17 protein-coding genes are annotated in these 23509 nt (G+C 71.2%); 5 read left to right on the forward strand and 12 right to left on the reverse strand.

Annotated elements, in window-relative coordinates:
- Window positions 1-27: 27 nt before the first annotated feature.
- From ACIRDU_RS04225 to hrcA, 7 genes are all read right to left on the reverse strand, one after another.
- Entirely contained in the window at window positions 28-3216 is a 3189-nt protein-coding gene (locus ACIRDU_RS04225) for a S41 family peptidase (RefSeq protein ID WP_403574156.1), read from the reverse strand.
- 45 nt (window positions 3217-3261) lie between these two features.
- Entirely contained in the window at window positions 3262-3807 is a 546-nt protein-coding gene (locus ACIRDU_RS04230; RefSeq protein ID WP_403574159.1) for a hypothetical protein, read from the reverse strand.
- Between the two features lie 49 nt (window positions 3808-3856).
- Window positions 3857-4249 carry a VOC family protein gene (locus ACIRDU_RS04235; protein ID WP_403575141.1) on the reverse strand — a complete coding sequence of 131 codons (393 nt, stop codon included), beginning with the start codon at window positions 4247-4249 and terminating at the stop codon, window positions 3857-3859.
- A 15-nt stretch (window positions 4250-4264) separates the two neighbouring features.
- Window positions 4265-5005 carry a 16S rRNA (uracil(1498)-N(3))-methyltransferase gene (locus tag ACIRDU_RS04240; protein ID WP_403574162.1) on the reverse strand — a complete coding sequence of 247 codons (741 nt, stop codon included), beginning with the start codon at window positions 5003-5005 and terminating at the stop codon, window positions 4265-4267.
- A complete protein-coding gene (locus tag ACIRDU_RS04245) occupies window positions 5002-6075 on the reverse strand; it encodes a nitronate monooxygenase (protein ID WP_403574164.1) in 1074 nt (357 codons plus the stop codon). Before ACIRDU_RS04245 ends, ACIRDU_RS04240 begins: the two co-directional genes overlap by 4 nt.
- Window positions 6076-6175: 100 nt before the next feature.
- Window positions 6176-7312 carry a molecular chaperone DnaJ gene (dnaJ, locus tag ACIRDU_RS04250; RefSeq protein ID WP_403574166.1) on the reverse strand — a complete coding sequence of 379 codons (1137 nt, stop codon included), beginning with the start codon at window positions 7310-7312 and terminating at the stop codon, window positions 6176-6178.
- Complete coding sequence (gene hrcA, locus ACIRDU_RS04255) at window positions 7312-8328, reverse strand: heat-inducible transcriptional repressor HrcA (RefSeq protein WP_403574168.1); 1017 nt, start codon at window positions 8326-8328, stop codon at window positions 7312-7314. The genes dnaJ and hrcA overlap by 1 nt, the downstream gene beginning before the upstream one ends.
- Window positions 8329-8498: 170 nt before the next feature.
- On the opposite strand from hrcA, the gene ACIRDU_RS04260 reads away from it, so the two are divergent.
- Together ACIRDU_RS04260 and ACIRDU_RS04265 are read left to right on the forward strand one after the other, a co-directional pair.
- A complete protein-coding gene (locus tag ACIRDU_RS04260) occupies window positions 8499-9230 on the forward strand; it encodes an MBL fold metallo-hydrolase (protein WP_403574171.1) in 732 nt (243 codons plus the stop codon).
- Between the two features lie 31 nt (window positions 9231-9261).
- Window positions 9262-10071, forward strand: a complete 810-nt coding sequence (locus ACIRDU_RS04265; protein WP_403574173.1) for a DUF3097 domain-containing protein — start codon at window positions 9262-9264, stop codon at window positions 10069-10071.
- Between the two features lie 6 nt (window positions 10072-10077).
- On the opposite strand, the gene hemW is transcribed toward ACIRDU_RS04265, so the two are convergent.
- Window positions 10078-11310, reverse strand: a complete 1233-nt coding sequence (hemW, locus tag ACIRDU_RS04270) for a radical SAM family heme chaperone HemW (RefSeq protein WP_403574176.1) — start codon at window positions 11308-11310, stop codon at window positions 10078-10080.
- 27 nt (window positions 11311-11337) lie between these two features.
- Window positions 11338-13632, reverse strand: a complete 2295-nt coding sequence (locus ACIRDU_RS04275) for a SpoIIE family protein phosphatase (protein WP_403574179.1) — start codon at window positions 13630-13632, stop codon at window positions 11338-11340.
- Between the two features lie 102 nt (window positions 13633-13734).
- On the opposite strand from ACIRDU_RS04275, the gene ACIRDU_RS04280 reads away from it, so the two are divergent.
- The gene (locus tag ACIRDU_RS04280; RefSeq protein WP_403574182.1) at window positions 13735-17862 is read left to right on the forward strand and encodes a HAMP domain-containing protein; all 4128 of its coding nucleotides are present in this window, start codon (window positions 13735-13737) and stop codon (window positions 17860-17862) included.
- On the forward strand, window positions 17859-18329 hold the full coding sequence (locus tag ACIRDU_RS04285; protein ID WP_403574184.1) for a two-component system response regulator: 471 nt from the start codon (window positions 17859-17861) through the stop codon (window positions 18327-18329). The genes ACIRDU_RS04280 and ACIRDU_RS04285 overlap by 4 nt, the downstream gene beginning before the upstream one ends.
- A gap of 9 nt (window positions 18330-18338) precedes the next feature.
- On the opposite strand, the gene ACIRDU_RS04290 is transcribed toward ACIRDU_RS04285, so the two are convergent.
- Both ACIRDU_RS04290 and lepA read right to left on the reverse strand, forming a co-directional pair.
- Window positions 18339-20213 (reverse strand): AMP-dependent synthetase/ligase, encoded by a 1875-nt coding sequence (locus tag ACIRDU_RS04290; protein WP_403574187.1) that lies wholly within the window; start codon window positions 20211-20213, stop codon window positions 18339-18341.
- 248 nt (window positions 20214-20461) lie between these two features.
- The gene (gene lepA, locus ACIRDU_RS04295; RefSeq protein ID WP_403574190.1) at window positions 20462-22330 is read right to left on the reverse strand and encodes a translation elongation factor 4; all 1869 of its coding nucleotides are present in this window, start codon (window positions 22328-22330) and stop codon (window positions 20462-20464) included.
- A 240-nt stretch (window positions 22331-22570) separates the two neighbouring features.
- Between lepA and rpsT the strand changes: the two genes are divergently transcribed.
- Entirely contained in the window at window positions 22571-22837 is a 267-nt protein-coding gene (rpsT, locus tag ACIRDU_RS04300; protein ID WP_403574193.1) for a 30S ribosomal protein S20, read from the forward strand.
- 176 nt (window positions 22838-23013) lie between these two features.
- Here the strand turns inward: rpsT and ACIRDU_RS04305 are convergent, their stop codons facing one another.
- Window positions 23014-23409: a nuclear transport factor 2 family protein gene (locus tag ACIRDU_RS04305; RefSeq protein ID WP_403574196.1), complete on the reverse strand. Its 396-nt coding sequence runs from the start codon at window positions 23407-23409 to the stop codon at window positions 23014-23016.
- Window positions 23410-23509: the final 100 nt, after the last annotated feature.

A 23509-nucleotide genomic window follows, 5' to 3' on the forward strand; every position in this document is an offset into this window, starting at 1 on the left:
GGCTGGTCGCGCCGTTCCCCGCGCCCCTTAAGTGGGCAGGCCTGGGGGCGTTTTTGCAGGTGCTGCCTCCAGGCTCTCCAGTGCCAGTCGGATGGCCTCGTCCAGTTGGGTGTCCTTGCCCGCCACGTAGTCCTGGGGGCGCTGCACGACTTCCACGTCCGGGTCCACACCATGATTCTCGACGCCCCACTCGTAGCCCTCCAACCAAAAGGCGTACTTGGGCTGGGTCACGAGGGTGCCGTCGACGAGGCGGTAGCGGCTGTCGATGCCGATGACGCCGCCCCAGGTGCGGGTGCCGACGACCGGGCCGAGGCCCAGGGCCTTGATCGCCGCGTTGACGATGTCGCCGTCGGAGCCGGAGAACTCGTTGGCGACGGCCACGACGGGGCCCCGGGGGGCGTCCTCCGGGTAGCTGTAGGCGCGCATGCCGCGCGGGACGGCCCAGCCGACGATACGGCGGGCGAGCTTCTCCACGACCAGCTGGGAGGTGTGGCCGCCGCGGTTCTCGCGGACGTCGACGACCAGACCCTCGCGGGCGACCTCGACGCGCAGGTCGCGGTGGATCTGGGCCCAGCCGGGGGCCTGCATGTCCGGGACGTGGAGATAACCGAGGCGGCCGCCGGACTTCTCGTGGACGTAGGCGCGCCGGTCGGCGACCCAGGCGTGGTAGCGCAGGGGTTCCTCGTCGGCGACCGGGACGACGACGGCGTGCCGGGGGTCGCCGCCGCCGGACGGGGAGATGGTCAGCTCCACCGGCTTGTTCGCCGTGCCGATCAGCAGCGGGCCTGGCCCGGCCACCGGGTCGACGGGCTGTCCCGCGACCGCGACGACGGCGTCCCCGGGGCGTACCGCGACGCCCGGCGCGGCCAGCGGGCTGCGGGCGTCCGGGTCGGAGGTCTCGGAGGGCAGGATGCGGTCGACCCGCCAACTGCCGTCCTCGTGGCGGGAGATGTCGGCGCCGAGCAGGCCCTGGCGAGGGCCGCCGCCGTGTCCGCCGCGCGGGGTGACGTAGGCGTGCGAGGTGCCGAGTTCGCCCTGGACCTCCCACAGCAGGTCGACCAGGTCGTCGTGGGTGGCGAGCCGCTCCACGACCGGGCGGTAGCGGTCGAGGACGCCGTCCCAGTCGACGCCGCTCATGTCGGGCCGCCAGAAGTGGTCCCGCATGATGCGGCCGTTCTCGTCGAACATCTGGCGCCACTCGGCCGCCGGGTCGACGATCTGGCGTACCCGACTCAGGTCGACGGTGATGTTGGTGTCGCTGTCGTCGTCGCTCGAGGCGCGCCGGTCGCTGGGGACGACCTTCAGCCGCCCGTCGGTCCACAGCAGCACCCTCTTGCCGTCACCGCTGACGGCGAAGTGGTCGGCGTCGACGGCGAGATGCTCGATGCGCTGCTGGGCGAGGTCGTAGCGCTCCAGCTCGGACTTGGGTTCGGGGTCGTCCGGGGTGGCCCGGGACGCGCCGAGCACACCGGCGACCGGGTGGCGCAGCCAGAGCACGCCGTCCTTGGCGGCGCGCAGGTCGGAGTAGCGGGCGGCCTCGACCGGGAAGGGCACGATGCGGTCGGCGAGGCCTTCGAGGTCGATGCGGGTGGTGGGGGTTCCCTCGCTGTCGGGGGTCTCCTCCCGGTCGGGCGTCTCGAAGGACCGGCCGTGCCGCTGCGGCCCGAACGGGGAGGGTGTGGTGGCCGCCAGGGTGATCAGATGCGGCCGGGCGCCCTCCACGAAGGCCAGATCGAAGACGTGCTCGTCGTAGACCGGGTCGAAGGAGCGGGTCGACAGGAACGCGAGATGCTTGCCGTCCATCGTGAAGGCGGGCGCGTAGTCCTGGAAGCGCAGCGGGGTGGCCTCGGTGACCGACAGGTCGGTGGTGTTGGCGAGCTTCAGCTGGCACAGGGGCCGCGGGCCGGGGTGGGACCAGGCCAGCCAGGACGAGTCGGGCGAGAAGACGGGCCCCGACACGTCACCGTCCTCGCTGCGGTCCACCTCGCGCACCTCGCCCGTCTCCCGCTCCACGAGCAGCAGGCGGCCGTCGTGGCAGGCGACCGCGGCTCGGCTGCCGTCGGGCGCCATGGCGAGGTCCAGCACCCGGCCGAGCTGCCCGGCGGCGATCCGGCGCGGAGTCGCCCCGGGGGCCGGTCCGGTGGCGGGCGCGAACTCCAGGGCGTCGTCGCCCTCGGCGTCCGTCACCCAGACCACCCACTCCTCGCCGTCCGCGCGGAACGTCCGCGGCAGCCGGGCCCGCACCCCGGGCGTCGCGGCCAGGGCGCGCGCCGGACCGGAGCGGTGGGTGACCCAGTGGACGGAGCCGCGTACGGAGACGGCACTGCCGCGCGCGGTGTGGTCCGGGGACGCCGACCCGAACCACCGGGAGGCGTTCACCGGGAACGGCTGAAGGTCGACGCGCTGCCCGCCCAGCCGCACGTCCAGCCGCCGCGGCTCGGCCCCCTCCAGGTCGTCCAGCACCCACAGTTCACCGGCGCTGGAGTAGACGACACGGGTGCCGTCGGTCGCGGCGTGCCGGGCGTAGAACCCGTCGAGTGGTGTGTGCCGGCGCAGGTCGGACCCGTCGGCGAGGGAGGAGTAGAGCGCCCCGGTGCCCTCGTGGTCGGAGAGGAACCCGATCCGGTCCCCCACCCACAGCGGGTACTCGATGTTGCCGTCGAGGTCCTCGTGCAGCCGCACGAACTCCCCGTCGTCCTCGGGGTCGATCCACAACTTGCCCGCCGTACCGCCCCGGTACCGCTTCCACCAGGCCGCCTCACGGCCCATCGCGGACAGCAGCACCGTGTGCGGGCCGTAGGCGATGTCACCGACCGGCCCGTACGGCAGGGTGGTGGCCGGGCCGGCGTCCAACGGGACGGCACGTGCCCAGGTGCGGCGCAGGCTCGCCTGCCCCTGGGTGCTGATCGCCAGGACCTCACCGTCCGGGGTCCAGCCGCGCACCTGCGTCTTGAGACTCCCCCAGTACGTCAGCCGCTGGGCGGGACCGCCGTCGACCGGGGCGATGAGCACCTCGGGGGCGCCGTCTCTCGTGGAGGTCCAGGCGACCGTGGTGCCGTCGGGCGAGATACGGGGCTGGGTCACCGGCGTGTTGTCGGCGCTGACCCGCCAGGCCCGGCCGCCGTCGAGCGGCGCGAGCCACACGTCGTCCTCGGCGGTGAAGGCGACCAGGTCACCGTGCACATGGGGGAACCGGAGGTAAGCAGGCGATGTCACCCGATCACCCTATGCAGGGACGACGCCGCGCGGACAGAGTTCGGATCACTTGCCCTCGACGGGGCGGCAGTCCGGGTAGCGCTCGCACCAGATGGTCTGTGTGACGGTCACGGTGACGGTGGGCCCGGGCTGCCCGTTCGTGGGCCCGCCGACGGGCGGCGGGCTGGTGGAGTTGCAGTCGCCGAGCCCGTCGACCTCGAACCACACCTTGCCGTCCACCTTGGCGGTGATGTTCCCGCGCACGCAGGCACCGTCCACCGCGTGGGTGACCTTGCCGTCGACGGTGATCTCCTTGCCGTCGTCGGTCTCGCCCTCGCAGTCGACGATCGCGACGGTCCGCTCCCGCGCCGACGGTGACGACTTCCCGCCGCTCTCCCCGTAGGAGGCGGTGCACGTGAGCCACCGCACGCCCGCCTTCTGCCGGTTGAGCTCCTTGGTCACGGTCTCGTCGGTGGTGTACGCGACGGACGCGGCGCTGACGCTGCCGGGCTCGCAGGCGACGGCGCCGCCCACGGCCAGCACGGCGAACGTCGCCGCGACCGCCACTCGCCGGCCGCGCGGTCCCGGCCGATTCCTCGTCGAAGCCCCCATGGAGGGGAGCCTGCCACTGACGGGGGCCGCGCGGTAGGGCGCAAAGGCGTCAGCCGCGCAGCAGCAGCCACTCCTGGAGCTCCACCAAGTTGCCCTCGGGATCCTTGAGATGGGCCACCCGCATGCGGTCCGTCATGGGCACCGGTCCGTGCAGGACCGTGGCGCCGCGCATCGTGATCTCCTCGCAGTACGCGTCCAGCCCGTCCACCCGCAGCACGACCAGGGAGCGGTGGCCCGCCGCCGTATCGCCCAGCTCGTCGAGCACCTCGGCCATCATCGACCGGTCCTGCAACGCGATCCCCGCGGAACCCACCGCGGGACTGAACTTCTCGTAGGGCCCCCGCACCGCCCCCGACTGCGGCTTGAGGCCGAGGACCTCGCCGTAGAAGTGGTAACAGGCGGAGAAGTCGGTCACGAGCAGACGAACCTGTGCGAGTTCCAGGTGCCTCCGAGAGGGTCAGGACCAGCGTCCGGTGCGTGCCAGGAGCACGGCCGCGGCCGCCGTCCCGGCAGTCGATGTGCGCAGCACACTGCGCCCGAGGCGGTAGGCCTGTGCCCCCGCCTCCTCGAACAGCGCCAGTTCCTCCGGCGCCACGCCCCCCTCGGGCCCCACGACCAGCACGATCTCGCCGGTGGACGGCAGTTCGGCCGTAGCCAGCGGCGCGTCCCCGCTCTCGTGCAGCACGGCGGCGAACTCCGCCCCCGCCAGCAGGGCGGCGACCTGCTTGGTCGTGGCCGCCTCCGCGACCTCCGGGAAGCGCACCCGGCGCGACTGCTTGCCGGCCTCCCGGGCCGTCGCCCGCCACTTGCCCAGCGCCTTCGCGCCGCGCTCGCCCCTCCACTGCGTGATGCAGCGCGCCGCCGCCCACGGCACGATCGCGTCCACGCCGACCTCGGTCATCGTCTCGACGGCGAGCTCTCCCCGGTCGCCCTTGGGCAGCGCCTGGACGACGGTGACCCGGGGCTGCTCCGCAGGCTCCTCGTGCACCGAGTCCAGCTGGAGGATCAGCCGGTCCTTGCCTTCCGTGTCGAGCACGGCGCAGTCCGCCCAGCGCCCGGCCCCGTCGGTGAGGACGACGTCCTCACCGGCCCGCAGCCGCTTCACGGACACGGCGTGCCGCCCCTCCGGCCCGTCGAGGACGTACCGGCCGCCACCGCCCGCGGCGAAGTGCTCGACGACGAACACCGGCGCGGTCACAGCACGCCCCCGCCCGTCAACGAGGCCCGGGCGGCGGCCAGTTCCCCGGCCAGCACCTCGACCAGCTGTCCGGCGGGCAGCTCCCGCGCCATCCGGTGCCCCTGCCCGGCCCACAGCGCCATGCCCTGCGCGTCACCTGCCTTGGCGGCGGCCTTGCGCAGCGGCGAGGTGAGGTGGTGGATCTCGGGGTAGGCGGCGGGCGCGTACGGGCCGTGCTCGCGCAGGAACCGGTTGACGAGGCCGCGTGCCGGGCGGCCGGAGAACGCCCTGGTCAACTCCGTGCGCACGAACAGGGGGTTGGTCAGGGCCCGCTTGTGCAGGGCGTTCGCGCCCGACTCGTGCGTGGCGAGGAAGGCGGTGCCCAGCTGGGCCGCGCTCGCGCCCGCCGCGAGGACCCCGGCGATCTGGCCGCCGCGCATGATGCCGCCGGCGGCGACGATCGGGATGCTCACGGCCTCGCGGACCTGGGCGATCAGCGACAGCAGCCCGAGGCCGGATCCGTCCGTCTCGGGGATGTCCCGGTGGGTGCCCTGGTGGCCGCCGGCCTCGACGCCCTGGGCGATGACCGCGTCCGCGCCCGCCCGCTCCACGGCCCGGGCCTCGTCGGGGGTGGTCGCGGCGGCCAGGACGAAGGTGCCGACCCGGTGCAGGGTGTCGACGACCTCACGGCTCGGGACACCGAAGTGGAACGACACCACCGGCACGGGGTTGTCGCGCAGCACCACGAGTTTGGCCTCGAACCCGTCGTCGCGTCCGCTGTCCGGATCGCCGAGCTCGGCCTCGTACCAGGTGGCCTCGCCGGCCAGCTGGTGGGCGTAGACGTCGACGGCGGCGGGGTCGGCGTACTCCGGCTGCGGCATGAAGACGTTGACACCGAAGGGCCTGCCGGTGAGGCTCCGGAGCTGCTTGATCTCCTGGTACATCCCGTCGGCGGTCTTGTACCCGGCGGCGAGGAACCCGAGCCCGCCCGCCTCGCACACGGCCGCGGCGAGCTGCGGCACGGAGACGCCGCCCGCCATGGGGGCCTGCACGATCGGGAGGGGGAAGAGATCGGTCAGTGCGGAGGACATGACCGCATGTTGTCACGTCCTCCGAACAACTCCGAAACCGGCCTGCCGACTGGCATAGACCAGAGGAACAAGCGCCTCGTGGTGCCCGAGGGGCGCCCGGTCACCGCCCGTTGAAGGCGTCCTTCAACCGCGAGAACAGCCCCTGCTGCCCTGGCTGGAACTGACCCGTGGGCCGTTCCTCGCCGCGGAGCTTGGAGAGCTCGCGCAGCAGGCGTTCCTGCTCGGGGTCGAGCTTGGTCGGGGTCTGGACCTCGACGTGGACGATGAGGTCGCCGCGTCCGCCGCCGCGCAGGTGCGTGACGCCCCGGCCGTGCAGCGGGATCGACTGGCCGGACTGGGTGCCCGGGCGGATGTCGACCTCCTCCAAGCCGTCCAGCGTCTCCAGCGGCACCTTCGTGCCGAGGGCGGCCGCCGTCATCGGGAGCGTGACCGTGCAGTGCAGGTCGTCGCCGCGCCGCTGGAACTGCGAGTGGGGCAGTTCGTGGATCTCCACGTACAGGTCACCCGCGGGACCGCCGCCGGGGCCGACCTCGCCCTCGCCGGCGAGCTGGATCCGCGTGCCGTTGTCGACACCGGCCGGGATCTTCACCGTGAGCGTGCGGCGGGACCGGACGCGGCCGTCGCCCGCGCACTCCGGGCACGGCGTCGGGACGACCGTGCCGAAGCCCTGGCACTGCGGGCAGGGGCGGGAGGTCATGACCTGCCCCAGGAAGGACCGGGTGACCTGCGAGACCTCACCGCGGCCGCGGCACATGTCGCACGTCTGGGCGGAGGTGCCCGGGGCCGCGCCCTCGCCGTTGCAGGTGTTGCACACGACGGCCGTGTCGACCTGGATGTCCTTCGTCGTACCGAAGGCCGCCTCGTCGAGCTCGATCTCGATGCGGATCATCGCGTCCTGGCCGCGGCGGGTGCGCGAGCGCGGTCCGCGCTGCGACGCCGTGCCGAAGAACGCGTCCATGATGTCCGAGAAGTTCCCGAAGCCGCCGGCTCCGAAGCCGCCCGCGCCGCCGCCACCGGCCTGCGAGAGCGGGTCGCCGCCGAGGTCGTAGACCTGCTTCTTCTGCGGGTCCGACAGCACCTCGTAGGCGGCGTTGATCTCCTTGAACCGCTCCTGGGTCTTCGGATCGGGGTTGACGTCCGGGTGCAGCTCGCGTGCGAGCCGCCGGAAGGCCTTCTTGATCTCTTCCTGCGACGCGTCGCGGCGCACGCCGAGTACGGCGTAGTAGTCCGTGGCCACTACGACTCCGCCAGGATCTGTCCGACGTACCGTGCCACTGCGCGTACCGCTCCCATCGTTCCCGGGTAGTCCATGCGGGTCGGTCCGACCACGCCGAGCTTGGCGACTGCCTCGCCGCCCGAACCGTAGCCGACCGACACGACGGACGTGGAGTTGAGTCCTTCGTGGGCGTTCTCGTGACCGATCCGTACGGTCACGCCCGGATCCTGCGCCTCGCCGAGCAGCTTGAGGAGCACGACCTGCTCCTCCAGCGCCTCCAGCACCGGCCGGATCGTGAGGGGGAAGTCATGACCGAAGCGGGTCAGATTGGCGGTGCCGCCGATCATCAGCCGCTCCTCGTTCTCCTCGACGAGCGTCTCCAGAAGTGTGGAGAGCACCGTGGAGACCGTACCCCGGTCCTCGTGCTCGAACGCCTCGGGGAGATCCTCCACCAGACTCGGCACATCCGCGAAACGGCGGTTCGCCACCCGGCTGTTGAGCCGCGCGCGCAGATCCGCGAGCGAGGCCTCGCCGAAGGGCGCCGGGCAGTCGACCACGCGCTGCTCGACCCGCCCGGTGTCCGTGATCAGCACGAGCATCACGCGCGCGGGCGCCAGGGAGAGCAACTCCACATGCCGCACGGTCGAGCGGGTCAGCGACGGGTACTGCACGACGGCGACCTGGCGCGTGAGCTGCGCGAGCAGCCGTACCGTACGCGCCACGACGTCGTCGAGGTCGACGGCACCCTCGAGGAAGTTCTGGATCGCGCGCCGCTCGGGCGCGGTCATCGGCTTGACGCCGGCGAGCTTGTCGACGAACAGCCGGTAGCCCTTGTCGGTGGGGATGCGCCCGGCGCTGGTGTGCGGCTGGGCGATGTACCCCTCGTCCTCGAGGGCCGCCATGTCGTTGCGGACGGTGGCCGGGGAGACGCCGAGGCGGTGCCGCTCGGTGAGGGCCTTGGAGCCCACCGGCTCCTCGGTGCCGACGTAGTCCTGGACGATGGCGCGCAGCACCTGAAGCCTGCGTTCACTGAGCATCGCGCACACCTCCAGATGTCTGAGCCTGCTGCCCTGCCGGTCCGGCCTGGCACTCTGCGTGTGCGAGTGCCAGCATTCCCCGGCCCAGTGTACGGCGGTGGGGTACACCCCCGGCAAGGCTGGTCGTGCGGTGCCGTGCCCCGAGCGGGGCGCACCGCTAGCGTCGCCGTATGACGGTGACTTGGGAAGACCTCGGATGGGAGCGCGTGGCCGCCGGGGTGGGGCGGTGCCGGCTTCCGGTGTGGGACTGCACGGTGGGGCTGGTCGCCGGTGAGGGCGCGGTCCTCATGATCGACGCGGGTTCGAGTCTCGCGGAGGGGGCGAAGGTGTGCGCGCAGGCGCGGTCGCTCACGGGTCACCGTGTGACACATCTCGCGTTGACCCATCCGCACTTCGACCATGTCTTCGGGGCGGCGGCGTGCACGGACGCGGAGGTGTTCGGCGCGGTGGGCGTGGACGCGGTGCTGACGCGGGTGCGGGACCGCGAGGAGCTGCGCGCGGACGCGGTACGGCACGGCCTGGCGGCGCCCACGGCCGAGGAGGCGGCGAAGCGGCTGGCCCCGCCCGGCCACCTGGTCTCCGGCGAGTGGACCCTCGACCTGGGCGGTGGCCGACAGGTGCTGCTGGCGAACGTCGGCCCGGGGCACACCGCGCACGATCTGGCGGTGCTGGTGCCGGGTGATCCGGAGGTGGTGTTCTGCGGCGACCTGGTCGAGGAGTCCGGAGAACCCCAGGCGGGGCCCGACGCGGTGCCGTCGCACTGGCCGGCCGCCCTGGACCAGCTGCTCGCCCTCGGCGGCGAGGACGCGGTGTACGTACCCGGTCACGGAGCGGTGGTGGACGCGGAGTTCGTACGGGCGCAACGGGACGCCCTGGCGGCGCGTTTCGGCGTGTCGCGGTGATCGCCGTCCGCATTCTCCTATCGTCATTCGAATGCGCCAGTACTCCGCCGATCTGACCCCGCCGTGGAAGAAGCCGAAGCCGGTGCCCGAGGTCGCGGCGGAGCCGGGCCTGGTGGTGGAGGAGCCGGGGACCGGCTTCTGCGGTGCGGTGATCCGCTGCGAGGCGGGCACGGTGACGCTGGAGGACCGCTTCGGCAAGCACCGGGTCTTCCCCCTGGAGCCGCGCGGCTTCCTGCTGGAGGGCAGGGTGGTGACCCTCGTGCGCCCCGCCCTGGGCGGCCCCGCGCGTCCCGCCCGCACGGCCTCCGGGTCGGTCGCCGTCCCCGGAGCACGCGCCCGCGTGGCCCGCGCCGGCCGCATCTACGTCGAGGGCCGCCACGACGCCGAGCTGGTCGAGCGGGTGTGGGGCGACGACCTGCGCATCGAGGGCGTGGTCGTGGAGTACCTGGAGGGCGTCGACGACCTCCCGTCGATCGTCGACTCCTTCGCCCCCGGCCCGGACGCGCGCTTGGGCGTCCTGGTGGATCACCTGGTCCCGGGCTCGAAGGAGTGGCGCATCGCGCAGTCCGTCACCAGCGACCACGCCCTGGTCGTGGGCCACCCGTACATCGACATCTGGGAGGCGGTGAAACCGTCGTCCCTGGGCATCGAGGCGTGGCCCAGGGTGCCGCGCGGCCAGGACTGGAAGACGGGGGTGTGCCGGGCGCTGGGCTGGCCCGAGAACACGGGGGCGGCCTGGCAGCGAATCCTGTCGGGGGTCCACTCGTACAAGGACCTGGAACCGGAGCTGCTCGGCAGGGTGGAAGAGCTGATCGACTTCGTCACGGCCCCGGTGGACTGAGCCGGCTCAGTCCACGAGGTCGCGGACCACGCCGTCCGCCAGCAGCCTTCCCCGCAGTGTGAGCACGGCCCGGCCCTCGTCGTACGGGCCCTTCTCCAGGAGTCCGTCCGCGAGCGCCGTGCGCGAGGCGGCCAGCCCCTCCTGCCTGAGCAGGGACAGCGGCACGCCCTCCTTGAGCCGCAGCTCCAGCAGGATCCGCTCGACCCGCCGGTCCTCGTCGCTCAGCAGCTCCCGCCCGGCCCCGGGCGACCGCCCCGCCGCCAACGCCCCCGCGTACGCGCCGGGATGCTTCACGTTCCACCACCGCACCCCGCCCACGTGGCTGTGCGCACCGGGCCCGGCCCCCCACCAGTCGGCCCCCCGCCAGTACAGCTCGTTGTGCAGACACCGCCCGGCTTCCGAGGTCGCCCAGTTCGACACCTCGTACCACTCGAAGCCCGCGCCCGAGAGGACCTCGTCCGCGATCAGATAGCGGTCGGCGTGAACGTCGTCGTCGGTCATCGGGACCTCGCCCCGGCGGATCCGGCGGGCCAGCTGCGTCCCCTCCTCGACGATCAGGGCGTACGCGCTGACATGGTCCGGCCCGGCGCCCAGCACCGCGTCCAGGGAGGCCCGCCAGTCGTCGTCGGACTCGCCGGGCGTGCCGTAGATCAGGTCGAGATTGACATGCTCGAAGCCGGCCGCCCGGGCCTCCGCCACACACGCCTCGGGCCGCCCGGGCGTGTGCGTGCGGTCCAGCACCTTCAGCACATGCTGCCGCGCACTCTGCATCCCGAAGGAGATCCGGTTGAAGCCCCCCTCGCGCAGAGCCGCCAGATAGGCGGGATCGACCGACTCCGGGTTCGCCTCCGTCGTGACCTCGGCGTCCTCCGCGAGCCCGAACTCGTCACGGACGGCCTTCAGCATCCGCACGAGGTCACCGGCGTCCAGCAGGGTCGGCGTCCCCCCGCCCACGAACACCGTGCGCACCGGCCGCGGATCGTCCCCCAGCACCTTGCGTGCCAGCCGGATCTCGTCGGCCAGCGTCTCGGCGTAGTTGTCGCGGGACGCGAGCACACCGCCGGTGCCGCGCAGCTCGGTCGCGGTGTACGTGTTGAAGTCGCAGTAGCCGCAGCGGGTCGCGCAGTACGGAACGTGCAGGTAGAACCCGAGCGGACGATCGGCGGCCCCGGTGAGCGCGGACGCGGGCAGCGCGCCGTCGTCGGGGACGGGCTCGCCGTCGGGCAGTGCGGAAGGCATGCCCCCCATTGTCCAGCACCCGCGCGGTCAGTCCGCCTGGAGCACCAGCAGCGCGAGATCGTCCGCCGGGGGCCGCGCCCCGAACTCGTGCACCAGCCGCTTGATCCGCTCGGCTATCAGCTCCGCGTCCAGCCCGGCGCACCCGGCCAGCGCCGCGGCGAGCCCGTCCCCGTCGTCGAACTGGCGCGAGCCCGAGCGGCGCTCGGTCACACCGTCGGTGACGCACAGCAGCGTGTCGCCGGACCGCAGCTCGAAGGTCTCGCTGGTGTAGGTGGCGTCCTCGACGACGCCGAGGAGGGTCTGGGGCTGCGCGGCCGTGTGGACCTCGCCGCCCGCCCCGAGCAGCAGGGGCAGCGGATGCCCGGCGGAGGCGACGGTGCAGCGGACACCGCCGTCGAAGGGCACGAGCTCGCCGTACAGCAGGGACAGGAAGCGCGTCTGTGGACCGTCGCCGGGCGGGGTCGGTCGCGCTCCCGCGGCGACCAGCGCCCGGGCCGCCGCGTCGGCGGCTTCCGTGGCGTCGTCGAGCAGCAGCTGGTTGAGGCGGTCGAGGACGTCGGCCACCCGGTAGCCCTCGCGCGCCAGCAGCCGCAGCCAGGGCCGGGCCAGGCCGATCACGACGGCCGCCTCGGGCCCCTTGCCCTGCACGTCGCCGACGGCGAAGCACCAGCGGCCGTCGCCGGCCGGGAACAGGTCGTAGAAGTCGCCGCTGGGCCCGCCCTTGTCGCACGGCTCGTAGACGAGGGCGCTGCGCATGCCGGGGATCTCGGCCACGGCGCCGGGCAGCAGCCCGCGCTGGAGGACCGCGCTGATGGTGGCCTGGCGGGCGTACTGGCGGGCGGCGCCGACGGCGAGGGCCACCCGGCGGCTGAGATCCTCCACGAGGCCGGTGATCTCGTCGGGGAAGCCGGCCGTCCCGGAGCGTCCGATGACGAGGGTGCCCAGTGGCCGTCCCCCGGCGACCAGCCGGTACGCGAGGGCCGCGCCGGGCTCGCCGGCACCGAGCGCCTCGCCGGGCCAGGGGTAGTCGGCGGGCCCGGACCTGCCCTGATCCCGACCGCGTTCGAACGGGGACGCCCCCGTCGGGTCGAACGGTTGCGGCGGGTCCTTCTCCAGGGCGCGGCGCAGCTCCTCGATGCGGTTCTCGCTGCCGTGCCAGACCCGGGCGAGGCGGGGTCCGCCCGCGCCGGCTCCGCCGCTCCAGCCGCCGCCGGTGGCCTCGTCCTCCAGCCACACCGCGCACCAGTCGGCCAGCCGGGGCACGATCAGCTGCCCGGCGAGGGCCGCGACCAGGTCCTCGTCGAGCTGACCGGCGAGCAGGTCGGAGGCCTCGGCGAGGAAGGAGAGGGCGCCGCGGCCGAGCCAGGCGCCGTCGGGTCCGTTGCGTCCGTGGTGGCTCTCGTGCCGGTCCCGCCAGTCCCTCAAGTCATTCCAGTCCCGCAGGTCACGGGACTCCCGCACGTCGGGCCAGTCCCGTGCCTCCCCGCCCTCGCGTGAGTCCCATGTCTCGCCTCCCTCACGCGAGTCCCACAAGTCTCCTCCGCCACGCCAGGCCCGTACGGCCCGACCCACCTCGTGGCCCTGACGTGGTTCGGGTGCCAGGATCTCCGCCACCCGCAAGCCGCGTGCCAGCGCGTGCTCCCCGGCGTACGCCTCGATCTGCTCGCCCGCCGCGCACCCCCCGGCGGGCAGCCGCGCCCACACGGTCTTCCGCCCCGTGCGGTACGTGATCCCCCACGCCTCGCAGAGCGCGCCCACGAGCCGCAGGCCGCGCCCGTACTCCGGGGGGTCGTGCGGCGTCTCCGGCTCGCTGCCGCGCGGGGCGCGCGAGGGGTGGTGGTCGGAGACCTCGACGACGAGCGCGGCCGTGTCCGGGCCGTCGCCTTCCAGCCGGCACTCCATCTCGACGTCGGTGCCGGCGTGCACGACGGCGTTGGTGACGAGTTCGCTGACGACGAGCGTGGCGTCGTCGGTGAGGCGGTCGGTGAGATGCTCGCCGCCCAGGCCGAACCCGGCCCATTCGTCGAGCGCCGCGCGCACCAGGGCACGGGCGGCGCCCGGCGCGAGCGAGCTGCCGGACAGGGTCGCGTGCGCCAGCGCACGCTCCTGCGCGGGCGCCTCGGGGCCGGGCCCGGGCGCCGCGCAGGCCGGCGCACGCGTATCGGGGGCGAGCGCCCCGGCGGACGGTGTGATCACTTCCGCGGACGGTGCGGGTTCCTCGGAGACGGACCCCTCCTGGACGGGCACGGGCGTCTCCCAAGCGTGTGCAGGCGCCTGCGAGGCACGGGAAGCGGTCTCCCATTGCGTCGGAATGGCCCCCATGGACAGCTCCCCGGGCAGTTCGTACGAATACGCCACAGTCGATGCCGACAGAGTGACAGACTGACCACGCCCATAAGCGCCGAGTTACCGAAGTGGGCCGCCATGAGTGAGAACCGTGCTACTCCTGTGGTCGAAGACCGGTACGAAGACGGTCAGATTCGTGCATCCGATCTGCGTCCCCTGCTCGCCGCCATGACAGCGGCACGTGACGGTGATTTCACCAAGGTGCCAGAATCCGGCCATGGGATGGTGGCCGAACTCACCGCGGTCCACAACCAGATCATGGACCGCAGTGTCCACTTCACCTCCGAGGTGCAGCGCGTCAGACGCGAGCTGGTGCGGCACGGCCGGCTCGACGAGCGGCTCTCCGCGTCTCCGGGGCAGGGCCTGTGGACGTCCCGGGTCAACGACGTCAACCAACTGCTCGACGCCCTGGTCGCCCCGGCGGCGAACGCCACGCGGGTCCTGGACGCGGTGGCCGGCGGCGATCTGACCCAGCGGGTGGATCTGCACGACGGCACACGCCAGTTGCGCGGCGATCTGCGGCACCTTGGCCGGGCCGTGAACAAGATGGTGGACCAGCTGTCCCTGTTCACGGGCGAGGTGACGCGGGTCGCCCGTGAGGTCGGCACCGAGGGGCGGCTCGGCGGCCGGGCCAAGGTGCAGGGGTTGTCGGGCAGTTGGCGGGACGTGACCGAGGCCGTCAACACCATGGCGTCCCGGCTGACGGCCCAGGTCCGGGACATCGCGGCGGTGACGACCGCGGTGGCCCGCGGCGACCTGACCCGCACGGTCACGGTGGAGGCGACCGGCGAGCTGCTGGAGCTGAAGCTGACCGTGAACACGATGGTCGACCAGCTGTCCGCCTTCGCCGACGAGGTCACCCGGGTGGCCCGCGAGGTCGGCACCGAGGGCCGGTTGGGCGGCCGGGCGCAGGTGCGGGGCGTGTCGGGGGTGTGGAAGGACCTCACCGACAACGTCAACTTCATGGCGTCGAACCTGACCTCGCAGGTCCGCAACATCGCCCAGGTGACGACGGCCGTCGCCAACGGCGACCTGTCCCAGAAGATCACGGTCGACGCGCAGGGCGAGATCCTGGAGCTGAAGTCGACCATCAACACGATGGTCGATCAGCTCTCCGCCTTCGCCGACGAGGTCACCCGCGTCGCCCGCGAGGTCGGCACCGAGGGCAACCTCGGCGGCCGGGCGCAGGTCCGGGGCGTCTCGGGGGTGTGGAAGGACCTCACCGACAACGTCAACTTCATGGCCGACAACCTCACCTCCCAGGTGCGGAACATCGCCCTCGTCTCCACCGCCGTCGCCCAGGGCGACCTCGGCAAGAAGATCACGGTGGAGGCCAAGGGCGAGATCCTGGAGCTGAAGTCCACGATCAACACGATGGTCGACCAGCTGTCCGCCTTCGCCGACGAGGTCACCCGCGTCGCCCGCGAGGTCGGCACGGAAGGCAACCTCGGCGGCCAGGCGCAGGTCCGGGGCGTCTCCGGGGTCTGGAAGGACCTCACCGACAACGTCAACTTCATGGCGCTGAACCTGACCTCCCAGGTCCGCAACATCGCCCAGGTGACGACGGCCGTCGCCAACGGCGACCTGTCGAAGAAGATCACGGTCGACGCGCGCGGCGAGATCCTCGAACTCAAGGACACCGTCAACACGATGGTGGAGCAGCTGCGCGCCTTCGCCGACGAGGTGACCCGCGTCGCCCGCGAGGTCGGCACCGACGGCCGGCTCGGCGGCCGGGCCCAGGTGCTGGGCGTCTCGGGCGTCTGGCGGGACCTGACGGACAACGTCAACTACATGGCCGACAACCTCACCTCCCAGGTACGCAACATCGCCCAGGTCGCGACGGCGGTGGCGCAGGGCGACCTGTCCCGGAAGATCGACGTGGACGCGCGCGGCGAGATCCTGGAGCTCAAGACCACCATCAACACCATGGTCGACACGCTGTCCTCCTTCTCCTCGGAGGTCACCCGTGTGGCCCGCGAGGTCGGCAGCGAGGGCCGGCTCGGCGGCCAGGCCCGGGTCGAGGGCGTCTACGGCACCTGGAAGCGCCTGACGACGAACGTCAACGAACTCGCTTCCAACCTCACCACCCAGGTCCGCGCGATCGCGGAGGTCGCCTCCGCCGTGGCCCAGGGCGACATGTCCCGCTCGATCACGGTGGAGACGCAGGGCGAGGTCGCCGAGCTGAAGGACAACATCAACCTGATGGTGGCCAACCTCCGCGAGACCACCCGCGCGAAGGACTGGCTGGAGTCCAATCTGGCCCGCCTGGCCGCCCTGATGCAGGGGCACCGCGACCTGATGGAGGTCGCCGACCTGATACTCCGCGAGCTGACCCCGCTGGTGAACGCCCAGTACGGCGCGTTCTACCTGGCCGACGCGGACGAGGACAGCGCGGCTCCGCGGACCACCGTGCCGATCAAGGGCCTGGCCTTCATCGCCGGCTACGGCGCCGCCCAGGACGCGACCGTCGAGACCGGCGGCCTCCCGGTGCACGGTCTGGTCGCGCAGGCGGCCCGGGAGAAGAAGCGGATCCTGGTGGAGGGCGCCCCGCCCGACTACATCAAGATCAACAGCGGGCTGGGCGAGGCGGCTCCGACCACGATCGTCATCATCCCGATCCTCTTCGAGGACAAGCTCCTCGGCGTCATCGAACTCGCCTCGTTCTCCCGCTTCTCCGATGTGCACCTGGCGTTCTTCGACCAGTTCGTCAACACCATCGGCGTCGCCATCAACACGATCATCGCCAACTCCCGCACGGAGTCCCTGCTCGGCGAGTCCCAGCGCCTGGCCATGCAGCTCCAGGAGCGCTCGGACGAACTCCAGAAGCAGCAGGGCGAACTCCAGCGCTCCAACGCCGAACTGGAGGAGAAGGCCGCCCTGCTGGCCACGTCCTCCCAGTACAAGTCCGAGTTCCTGGCGAACATGTCGCACGAGCTGCGCACCCCGCTGAACTCCCTGCTGATCCTGGCCCGGCTGCTCTCCGACAACCCGGACGGCCGTCTCTCCGACCAGGAGGTGCAGTTCGCGACGACGATCCACCGCTCGGGCTCGGACCTCCTCCAGCTGATCAACGACATCCTGGACCTGTCGAAGATCGAGGCCGGCCGGATGGACGTACGCCCCAAGCGGCTCCCGCTGATCAAGCTGCTCGACTACGTCCACGCCACCTTCCGGCCCCTGACCATCGACCGGGGGCTCGCCTTCGAACTGGCGGTCGGGGAGGACGTACCGCGCGAGATGTACTCGGACGAGCAGCGGCTCCAGCAGATCCTGCGCAACCTGCTGTCCAACGCGATCAAGTTCACCGCGAACGGCAAGGTCGAGCTGCGGGTGGACCGGGTGCAGGACGCCGAGCACCGATGGGGATCCCCCCGCTCGGGGGAAGCCGAGAGCGGAGGAGTCCGGGACACCGACGACGTCGTCGCGTTCGCCGTGTCCGACACCGGCATCGGCATCGCGCCGGAGAAACTCCCGGTGATCTTCGAGGCGTTCCAGCAGGCCGACGGCACGACCAACCGCAAGTACGGCGGGACCGGCCTCGGCCTGTCCATCAGCCGGGAGATCGCGGGCCTGCTCGGCGGCCGGATCGTCGCCGAGAGCCAACCCGGCAAGGGCTCCACGTTCACCCTCTACGTCCCCGTCGTCAGCCCCGGTCACCCGGCCCCCGTGCCGCTCCCCGAGGACCGCACCGACCTGCCCCTGCCGCTCCAGCCGGCCGCCGGGGCCTTCCCGGTCGCGCACGACACGGACGACACGTGGCCCGCGCCGACCAAGCTGGAGGCGTGGACGTCCGGCAGGCCGGGCCGGATCCTGGCCGGGCGGCGGGTGCTGATCGTGGACGACGACATCCGCAACGTCTTCGCCCTCACCCATGTCCTGGGCCGGGTCGGCATGACCGTGCTGTACGCGGAGAACGGCCGCGAGGGCATCGAGACGCTGGAGCGCAGCGCCGACGTCGAACTGATCCTGATGGACATCATGATGCCGGAGATGGACGGCTACGAGACCATCTCCGCGATCCGCCGCACACCCCGCTGGGCGGACCTGCCGATCGTGGCCCTGACCGCCAAGGCGATGCCCGGCGACCGGGAGAAGTCCATCGCCCGCGGCGCCAACGACTACGTGCCCAAGCCGGTGGACATCGACGGCCTGCTGACGGTCGTGTGCGGACTGCTGGACCCCGAGGGCACGGAAGAAGAGGCATGAGCAGCGCGGCCACTCACCCCGACCGCGCCGGAATCCTCCTCGTCGACGACATGGAGGACAACCTGACCGCCCTGGAGGCCGTCCTCGCCTCCCTCAACGAGCCGCTGGTGCGCGCCCGTTCGGGCGAGGAGGCGATGAAGGCCCTGCTGCGGCAGCCGATCGCCCTGGTCCTGCTCGACATCCGCATGCCCGGCATGGACGGCTTCGAGACGGCCGCCCACATCAAACGCCTCGACCAGACCCGGGACGTCCCGATCATCTTCCTCACCGGCGCGGACGACGACTCGGGCTACGCCTTCCGCGGCTACGCGACCGGCGCCGCCGACTACCTGACCAAGCCGTTCGACCCGTGGGTCCTCACGGCGAAGGTCAGCGTCTTCCTGGACCTCTACCGCAAGGGCCGAGAGGTGGAACGCCTCGAGGCGGAGGTCCAGGAGCTGCGACGCCGGGTCGGTCCGGGGGCTTGAGGCCCCCTGCTACCGCTCGCGGGAGCCGTCGTACATCTCCTCGATCAGATGCTTGTACTCCCGCTCCACAACGGGCCGCTTCAGCTTCAGGCTCGGCGTGATCTCACCGTGCTCCACGTCGAGGTCCCGCGGCAGCAGCCGGAACTTCTTGATGGTCTGCCACCGCTGAAGCCCCTCGTTGAGCTGCTTCACATACCCGTCGACCATCTCGACGGTCACCGGCGCGGCGACGATCTCCGCGTACGACTTCCCCTCGAGGCCGTTCTCCTTGGTCCACTCGGTGATCGCGGCCTCGTCCAGCGCGATGAGCGCCGTGCAGAAGTTCCGGTCGGCCCCGTGCACCAGGATGTTGGACACGTACGGGCACACCGCCTTGAACTGACCCTCGACCTCCGCCGGGGCGATGTACTTGCCGCCCGAGGTCTTGATGAGGTCCTTCTTGCGGTCGGTGATCCGCAGATAGCCGTCGGGCGACAGCTCGCCGATGTCCCCGGTGTGGAACCAGCCGTCCGGCTCCAGCACCTCGGCGGTCTTCTCGGGCAGCTTGTGGTAGCCCTCCATGATGCCCGGGCCGCGCAGCAGGATCTCGCCGTCGTCGGCGATCCGCACCTCCGTGCCGGGCAGCGGCTTGCCGACCGTACCGGTGCGGTAGGCCTCGCCCGGGTTCACGAAGGACGCCGCCGAGGACTCGGTCAGGCCGTAGCCCTCCAGAATGTGGATGCCGGCGCCCGAGAAGAAGTAGCCGATCTCCGGGGAGAGCGCGGCGGAACCCGAGACGCACGCCCGCAGGTTCCCGCCGAAGGCCTCACGGATCTTGGCGAACACCAGCGCGTCGGCGACCTTGTGCTTCGCGCCGAGACCGAACGGCACCGACACGGTTCCGGTCCGCCGGAAGTTGTCCTGCGCGGCCTTGGCGTACTCGCGGGCCACCTCGGCCGCCCACTGGAAGATCTTGTACTTGGCGCCGCCGCCCGCCCGGGCCTTCGCGGCCACGCCGTTGTAGACCTTCTCGAAGATGCGCGGCACGGCCGCCATGTACGTCGGCTGCACCACCGGCAGGTTCTCGATGATCTTGTCGACCCGGCCGTCGACGGCGGTGACGTGCCCGACCTCGATCTGCCCGGACGTGAGCACCTTGCCGAACACGTGCGCGAGCGGCAGCCACAGGTACTGCACGTCCTCGGCGCTGACCAGCCCCGTCGCGGCGATCGCCTTCGCCATGTAGGACCAGTTGTCGTGCGGCAGGCGCACACCCTTGGGGCGGCCCGTGGTGCCGGAGGTGTAGATGAGGGTGGCCAGCTGGTCCTTGCCGATCGCGCCGACCCGCTCCCTGATCAGGCCGGGGTCCTTCTCCAGCCGGGCAGCGCCGCGCTTCTCCAGCTCGTCCAGGGTGAGGATCCAGTCGGCGGTCTCGACCCCGGCCGCGTCGATCACCACGACATGTGTCAGTTCGGGCAGCTCGGCGCGCTTCTCCTTCGCCTTGGCCAGCTGCTCGGCGTTCTCCGCGATCAGCACCCGGCTCTCGGAGTCCGCCAGGATGTACGCGGACTCTTCGGCGTTGGTCTGCGGATACACCGTGGTCGTGGCGGCGCCGGCGCACATGATGCCGAGGTCGGCCAGGATCCACTCGATCCGGGTGCTGGAAGCGAGGGCGACGCGCTGCTCGGGCTGCACGCCCAGCTCGATGAGCCCGGCCGCGATGGCGTAGACCCGCTCGGCGGCCTGCGCCCAGCTCAGCGACCTCCACTCGTCCGGTCCCTGGCCCGTCGACGACGGGACCGGATACCGGTAGGCCTCGGCGTCCGGCGTGGCCGCCACGCGCTCGAGGAAGAGGCCCGCCACGGAGGGCGGACGGTTCTCGATCAGGGTCTGTGTGTCGCTCACGACATCCTCCGGGGCCCGCGACGGTGCGGCTGGCTCAGGTGCGGCTGGGTTCACTCGCGAGCCCTTGTTTAACTCGCGAGTAACTATCGAGCAGGGATCAGAGTAAAGGGCGACCGGCCCCTGCGTAAGGGTCCGCGGCCTGTCACTTCGTACAGAGAGCTACCCCACGTACGCACAGGGCCCGCCGCACTTTCGCACGGCGGGCCCCTGTTCACCCGGATTGCGGTGTAACCCTCAGTAATCCGTGATTACTTCTTGCCCTTGCCCGACCCCGCGCTGTCATCGCTCGACAGGACGGCGATGAAGGCCTCCTGCGGAACTTCCACGGAACCCACCATCTTCATCCGCTTCTTGCCCTCCTTCTGCTTCTCCAGCAGCTTCCGCTTACGGGAGATGTCACCGCCGTAGCACTTGGCGAGGACGTCCTTGCGGATGGCGCGGATGGTCTCGCGGGCGATGACGCGCGAGCCGATGGCCGCCTGGATGGGCACCTCGAACGCCTGCCGGGGGATGAGCTCCCGCAGCTTGGCGACGAGCCGCACCCCGTACGCGTACGCCGCGTCCTTGTGCGTGATGGCGGAGAAGGCGTCGACCTTGTCGCCGTGCAGCAGGATGTCGACCTTGACCAGGCTGGAGGTCTGCTCGCCGGTGGGCTCGTAGTCGAGCGAGGCGTAGCCGCGGGTCTTGGACTTCAGCTGGTCGAAGAAGTCGAAGACGATCTCGGCGAGCGGCAGGGTGTAGCGGATCTCGACCCGGTCCTCGGAGAGGTAGTCCATGCCGAGCAGGGTGCCGCGCCGGGTCTGGCACAGCTCCATGATCGAGCCGATGAACTCGCTGGGCGCCAGGATGGTGGCCCGCACGACCGGCTCGTAGACCTCCGAGATCTTGCCCTCGGGGAACTCGCTCGGGTTGGTGACGGTGTGCTCAGTGCCGTCCTCCATGAGGACGCGGTAGACCACGTTCGGCGCGGTGGCGATGAGGTCGAGGCCGAACTCGCGCTCCAGCCGCTCCCGGATCACGTCCAGGTGCAGCAGGCCGAGGAAGCCGACGCGGAAACCGAATCCAAGGGCCGCGGAGGTCTCCGGCTCGTAGACCAGCGCGGCGTCGTTGAGCTGGAGCTTGTCCAGGGCCTCGCGCAGCTCGGGGTAGTCCGAGCCGTCCAGCGGATACAGGCCCGAGAAGACCATGGGCTTGGGGTCCTTGTAACCCCCGAGCGCCTCCGTGGCCCCCTTGTGCTGGCTGGTGACGGTGTCACCGACCTTGGACTGGCGGACGTCCTTCACGCCGGTGATCAGATAGCCCACCTCGCCGACGCCGAGACCGTCGGCCGGCAGCATCTCGGGCGAGTTGGTGCCGATCTCCAGCAGCTCGTGCGTGGCGCCGGTGGACATCATCCGGATCCGCTCGCGCTTGTTGAGCTGGCCGTCGATGACACGGACGTACGTCACGACACCGCGGTAGGAGTCGTAGACCGAGTCGAAGATCATCGCGCGGGCGGGAGCGTCCGCGACACCGACCGGCGGGGGGATCTCCGCGACGACCTTGTCGAGCAGCGCCTCGACGCCCAGGCCGGTCTTGGCGGACACCTTGAGGACGTCGTCCGGGTCGCAGCCGACGAGGTTGGCGAGCTCCTCGGAGAACTTCTCGGGCTGCGCGGCCGGCAGGTCGATCTTGTTCAGCACGGGGATGATCGTGAGGTCGTTCTCCATCGCCAGGTAGAGGTTGGCGAGGGTCTGCGCCTCGATGCCCTGGGCGGCGTCGACCAGGAGGACGGTGCCCTCGCAGGCGGCCAGCGACCGCGAGACCTCATAGGTGAAGTCGACGTGCCCCGGGGTGTCGATCATGTTGAGGATGTGCGTGTCGTTCTTGTCGTGGGTGGGGGCCCACGGCAGACGCACCGCCTGTGACTTGATCGTGATGCCACGCTCGCGCTCGATGTCCATGCGGTCGAGGTACTGGGCGCGCATCTGTCGCTGCTCGACCACTCCGGTCAGCTGGAGCATCCGGTCGGCGAGCGTGGACTTGCCGTGGTCGATGTGCGCGATGATGCAGAAGTTGCGGATCAGAGCCGGGTCGGTACGGCTCGGCTCGGGCACGTGGCTGGGGATCGCGGGCACGCAGGGTCCTGATTCTTGAGGCGTCCGCAGTGTCTGCGGTCTCGGGTCGGATCGATACGTAGCCTCCATGGTCCCACGGGTGGGGACCACGGACGGGTTTGGGCCGTGGAAGGGGCCGCTGGTAGCCTGGGTGGCTGTGCCTCGTGCCCTCTCGCAGGAGGCACGCCCCAAGAAATCACCCGGTACGGGAATCGTGCGGTGTCCGTGCGGCCTCGTGCCAGAACCTGAGAAGGCTCATTCGTGGCGAACATCAAGTCCCAGATCAAGCGGATCAAGACCAACGAGAAGGCGCGGCAGCGCAACAAGGCCGTCAAGTCCTCCCTCAAGACCGCGATCCGCAAGGCCCGTGAGGCTGCTGCCGCGGGTGACGTCGAGAAGGCCACCGAGTACCAGCGCGTCGCCGCGCGTCAGCTCGACAAGGCCGTCTCCAAGGGCGTCATCCACAAGAACCAGGCCGCCAACAAGAAGTCGGCGCTGGCTCAGAAGGTCGAAGCGCTCAAGGGCTGACATTTGATGTGACGCCGGAGGGAATCGAGCGGGCCCTCTCTCATCCGCTCCCGTCCGGCACCCCTCGGATCCGCGCGCGGCCTGCGTTCGCCACGCGGGCGCGGATCCAGCAGCTTGAACCGAAGGCCCCGCCTTCCGCTCTTCCCCAGAGCGGGCCGGCGGGGCCTTCGGCCCGTTCAGGACCAGAACTCGTTGTTCTTGTCGATGTCCTCGACGCATTCGTCGAGGTCCGTGACCTTGTCGCCGACGATCCGGAAGATGATGCAGCCGGTGTCGTCGAGGCGCTTGCCGTTGCGCTCGGCCGTGAAGTGGTTCATGCCGACCACGTGACCGCGCCCGTCGACACAGATGCCGATCAGCTCGGCGCGCATCGTCCCGCTGGTCTCCGCGCCGAGCCGCTCGTACATCTCGATGATCGAGTCCACCCCTTTGAAGTCGCCCGACAACGGGTGATTCCCGGGCACGTGGTGGGTGGCGTCCGCCGCCATCATCTCCCGCAAGGTGTCCATGTCCCCTTGCGAGAAGGCCTCGAATCCCTTGCGGACCAGCGCTGCGTGCGGGTGTTCAGCCATGGCCTTCGCCACCTCTCCGTCACTCGGCGACGTACGGCTGATACACCCGATTCTCCTCTCCGGCAGGAGGAGGGCGACTCGATCACGGCACAGTGGAGAC

Origin of the sequence: Streptomyces sp. NPDC093598 (assembly GCF_044764825.1) — a bacterium.
Classification (GTDB): Bacteria; Actinomycetota; Actinomycetes; order Streptomycetales; family Streptomycetaceae; genus Streptomyces.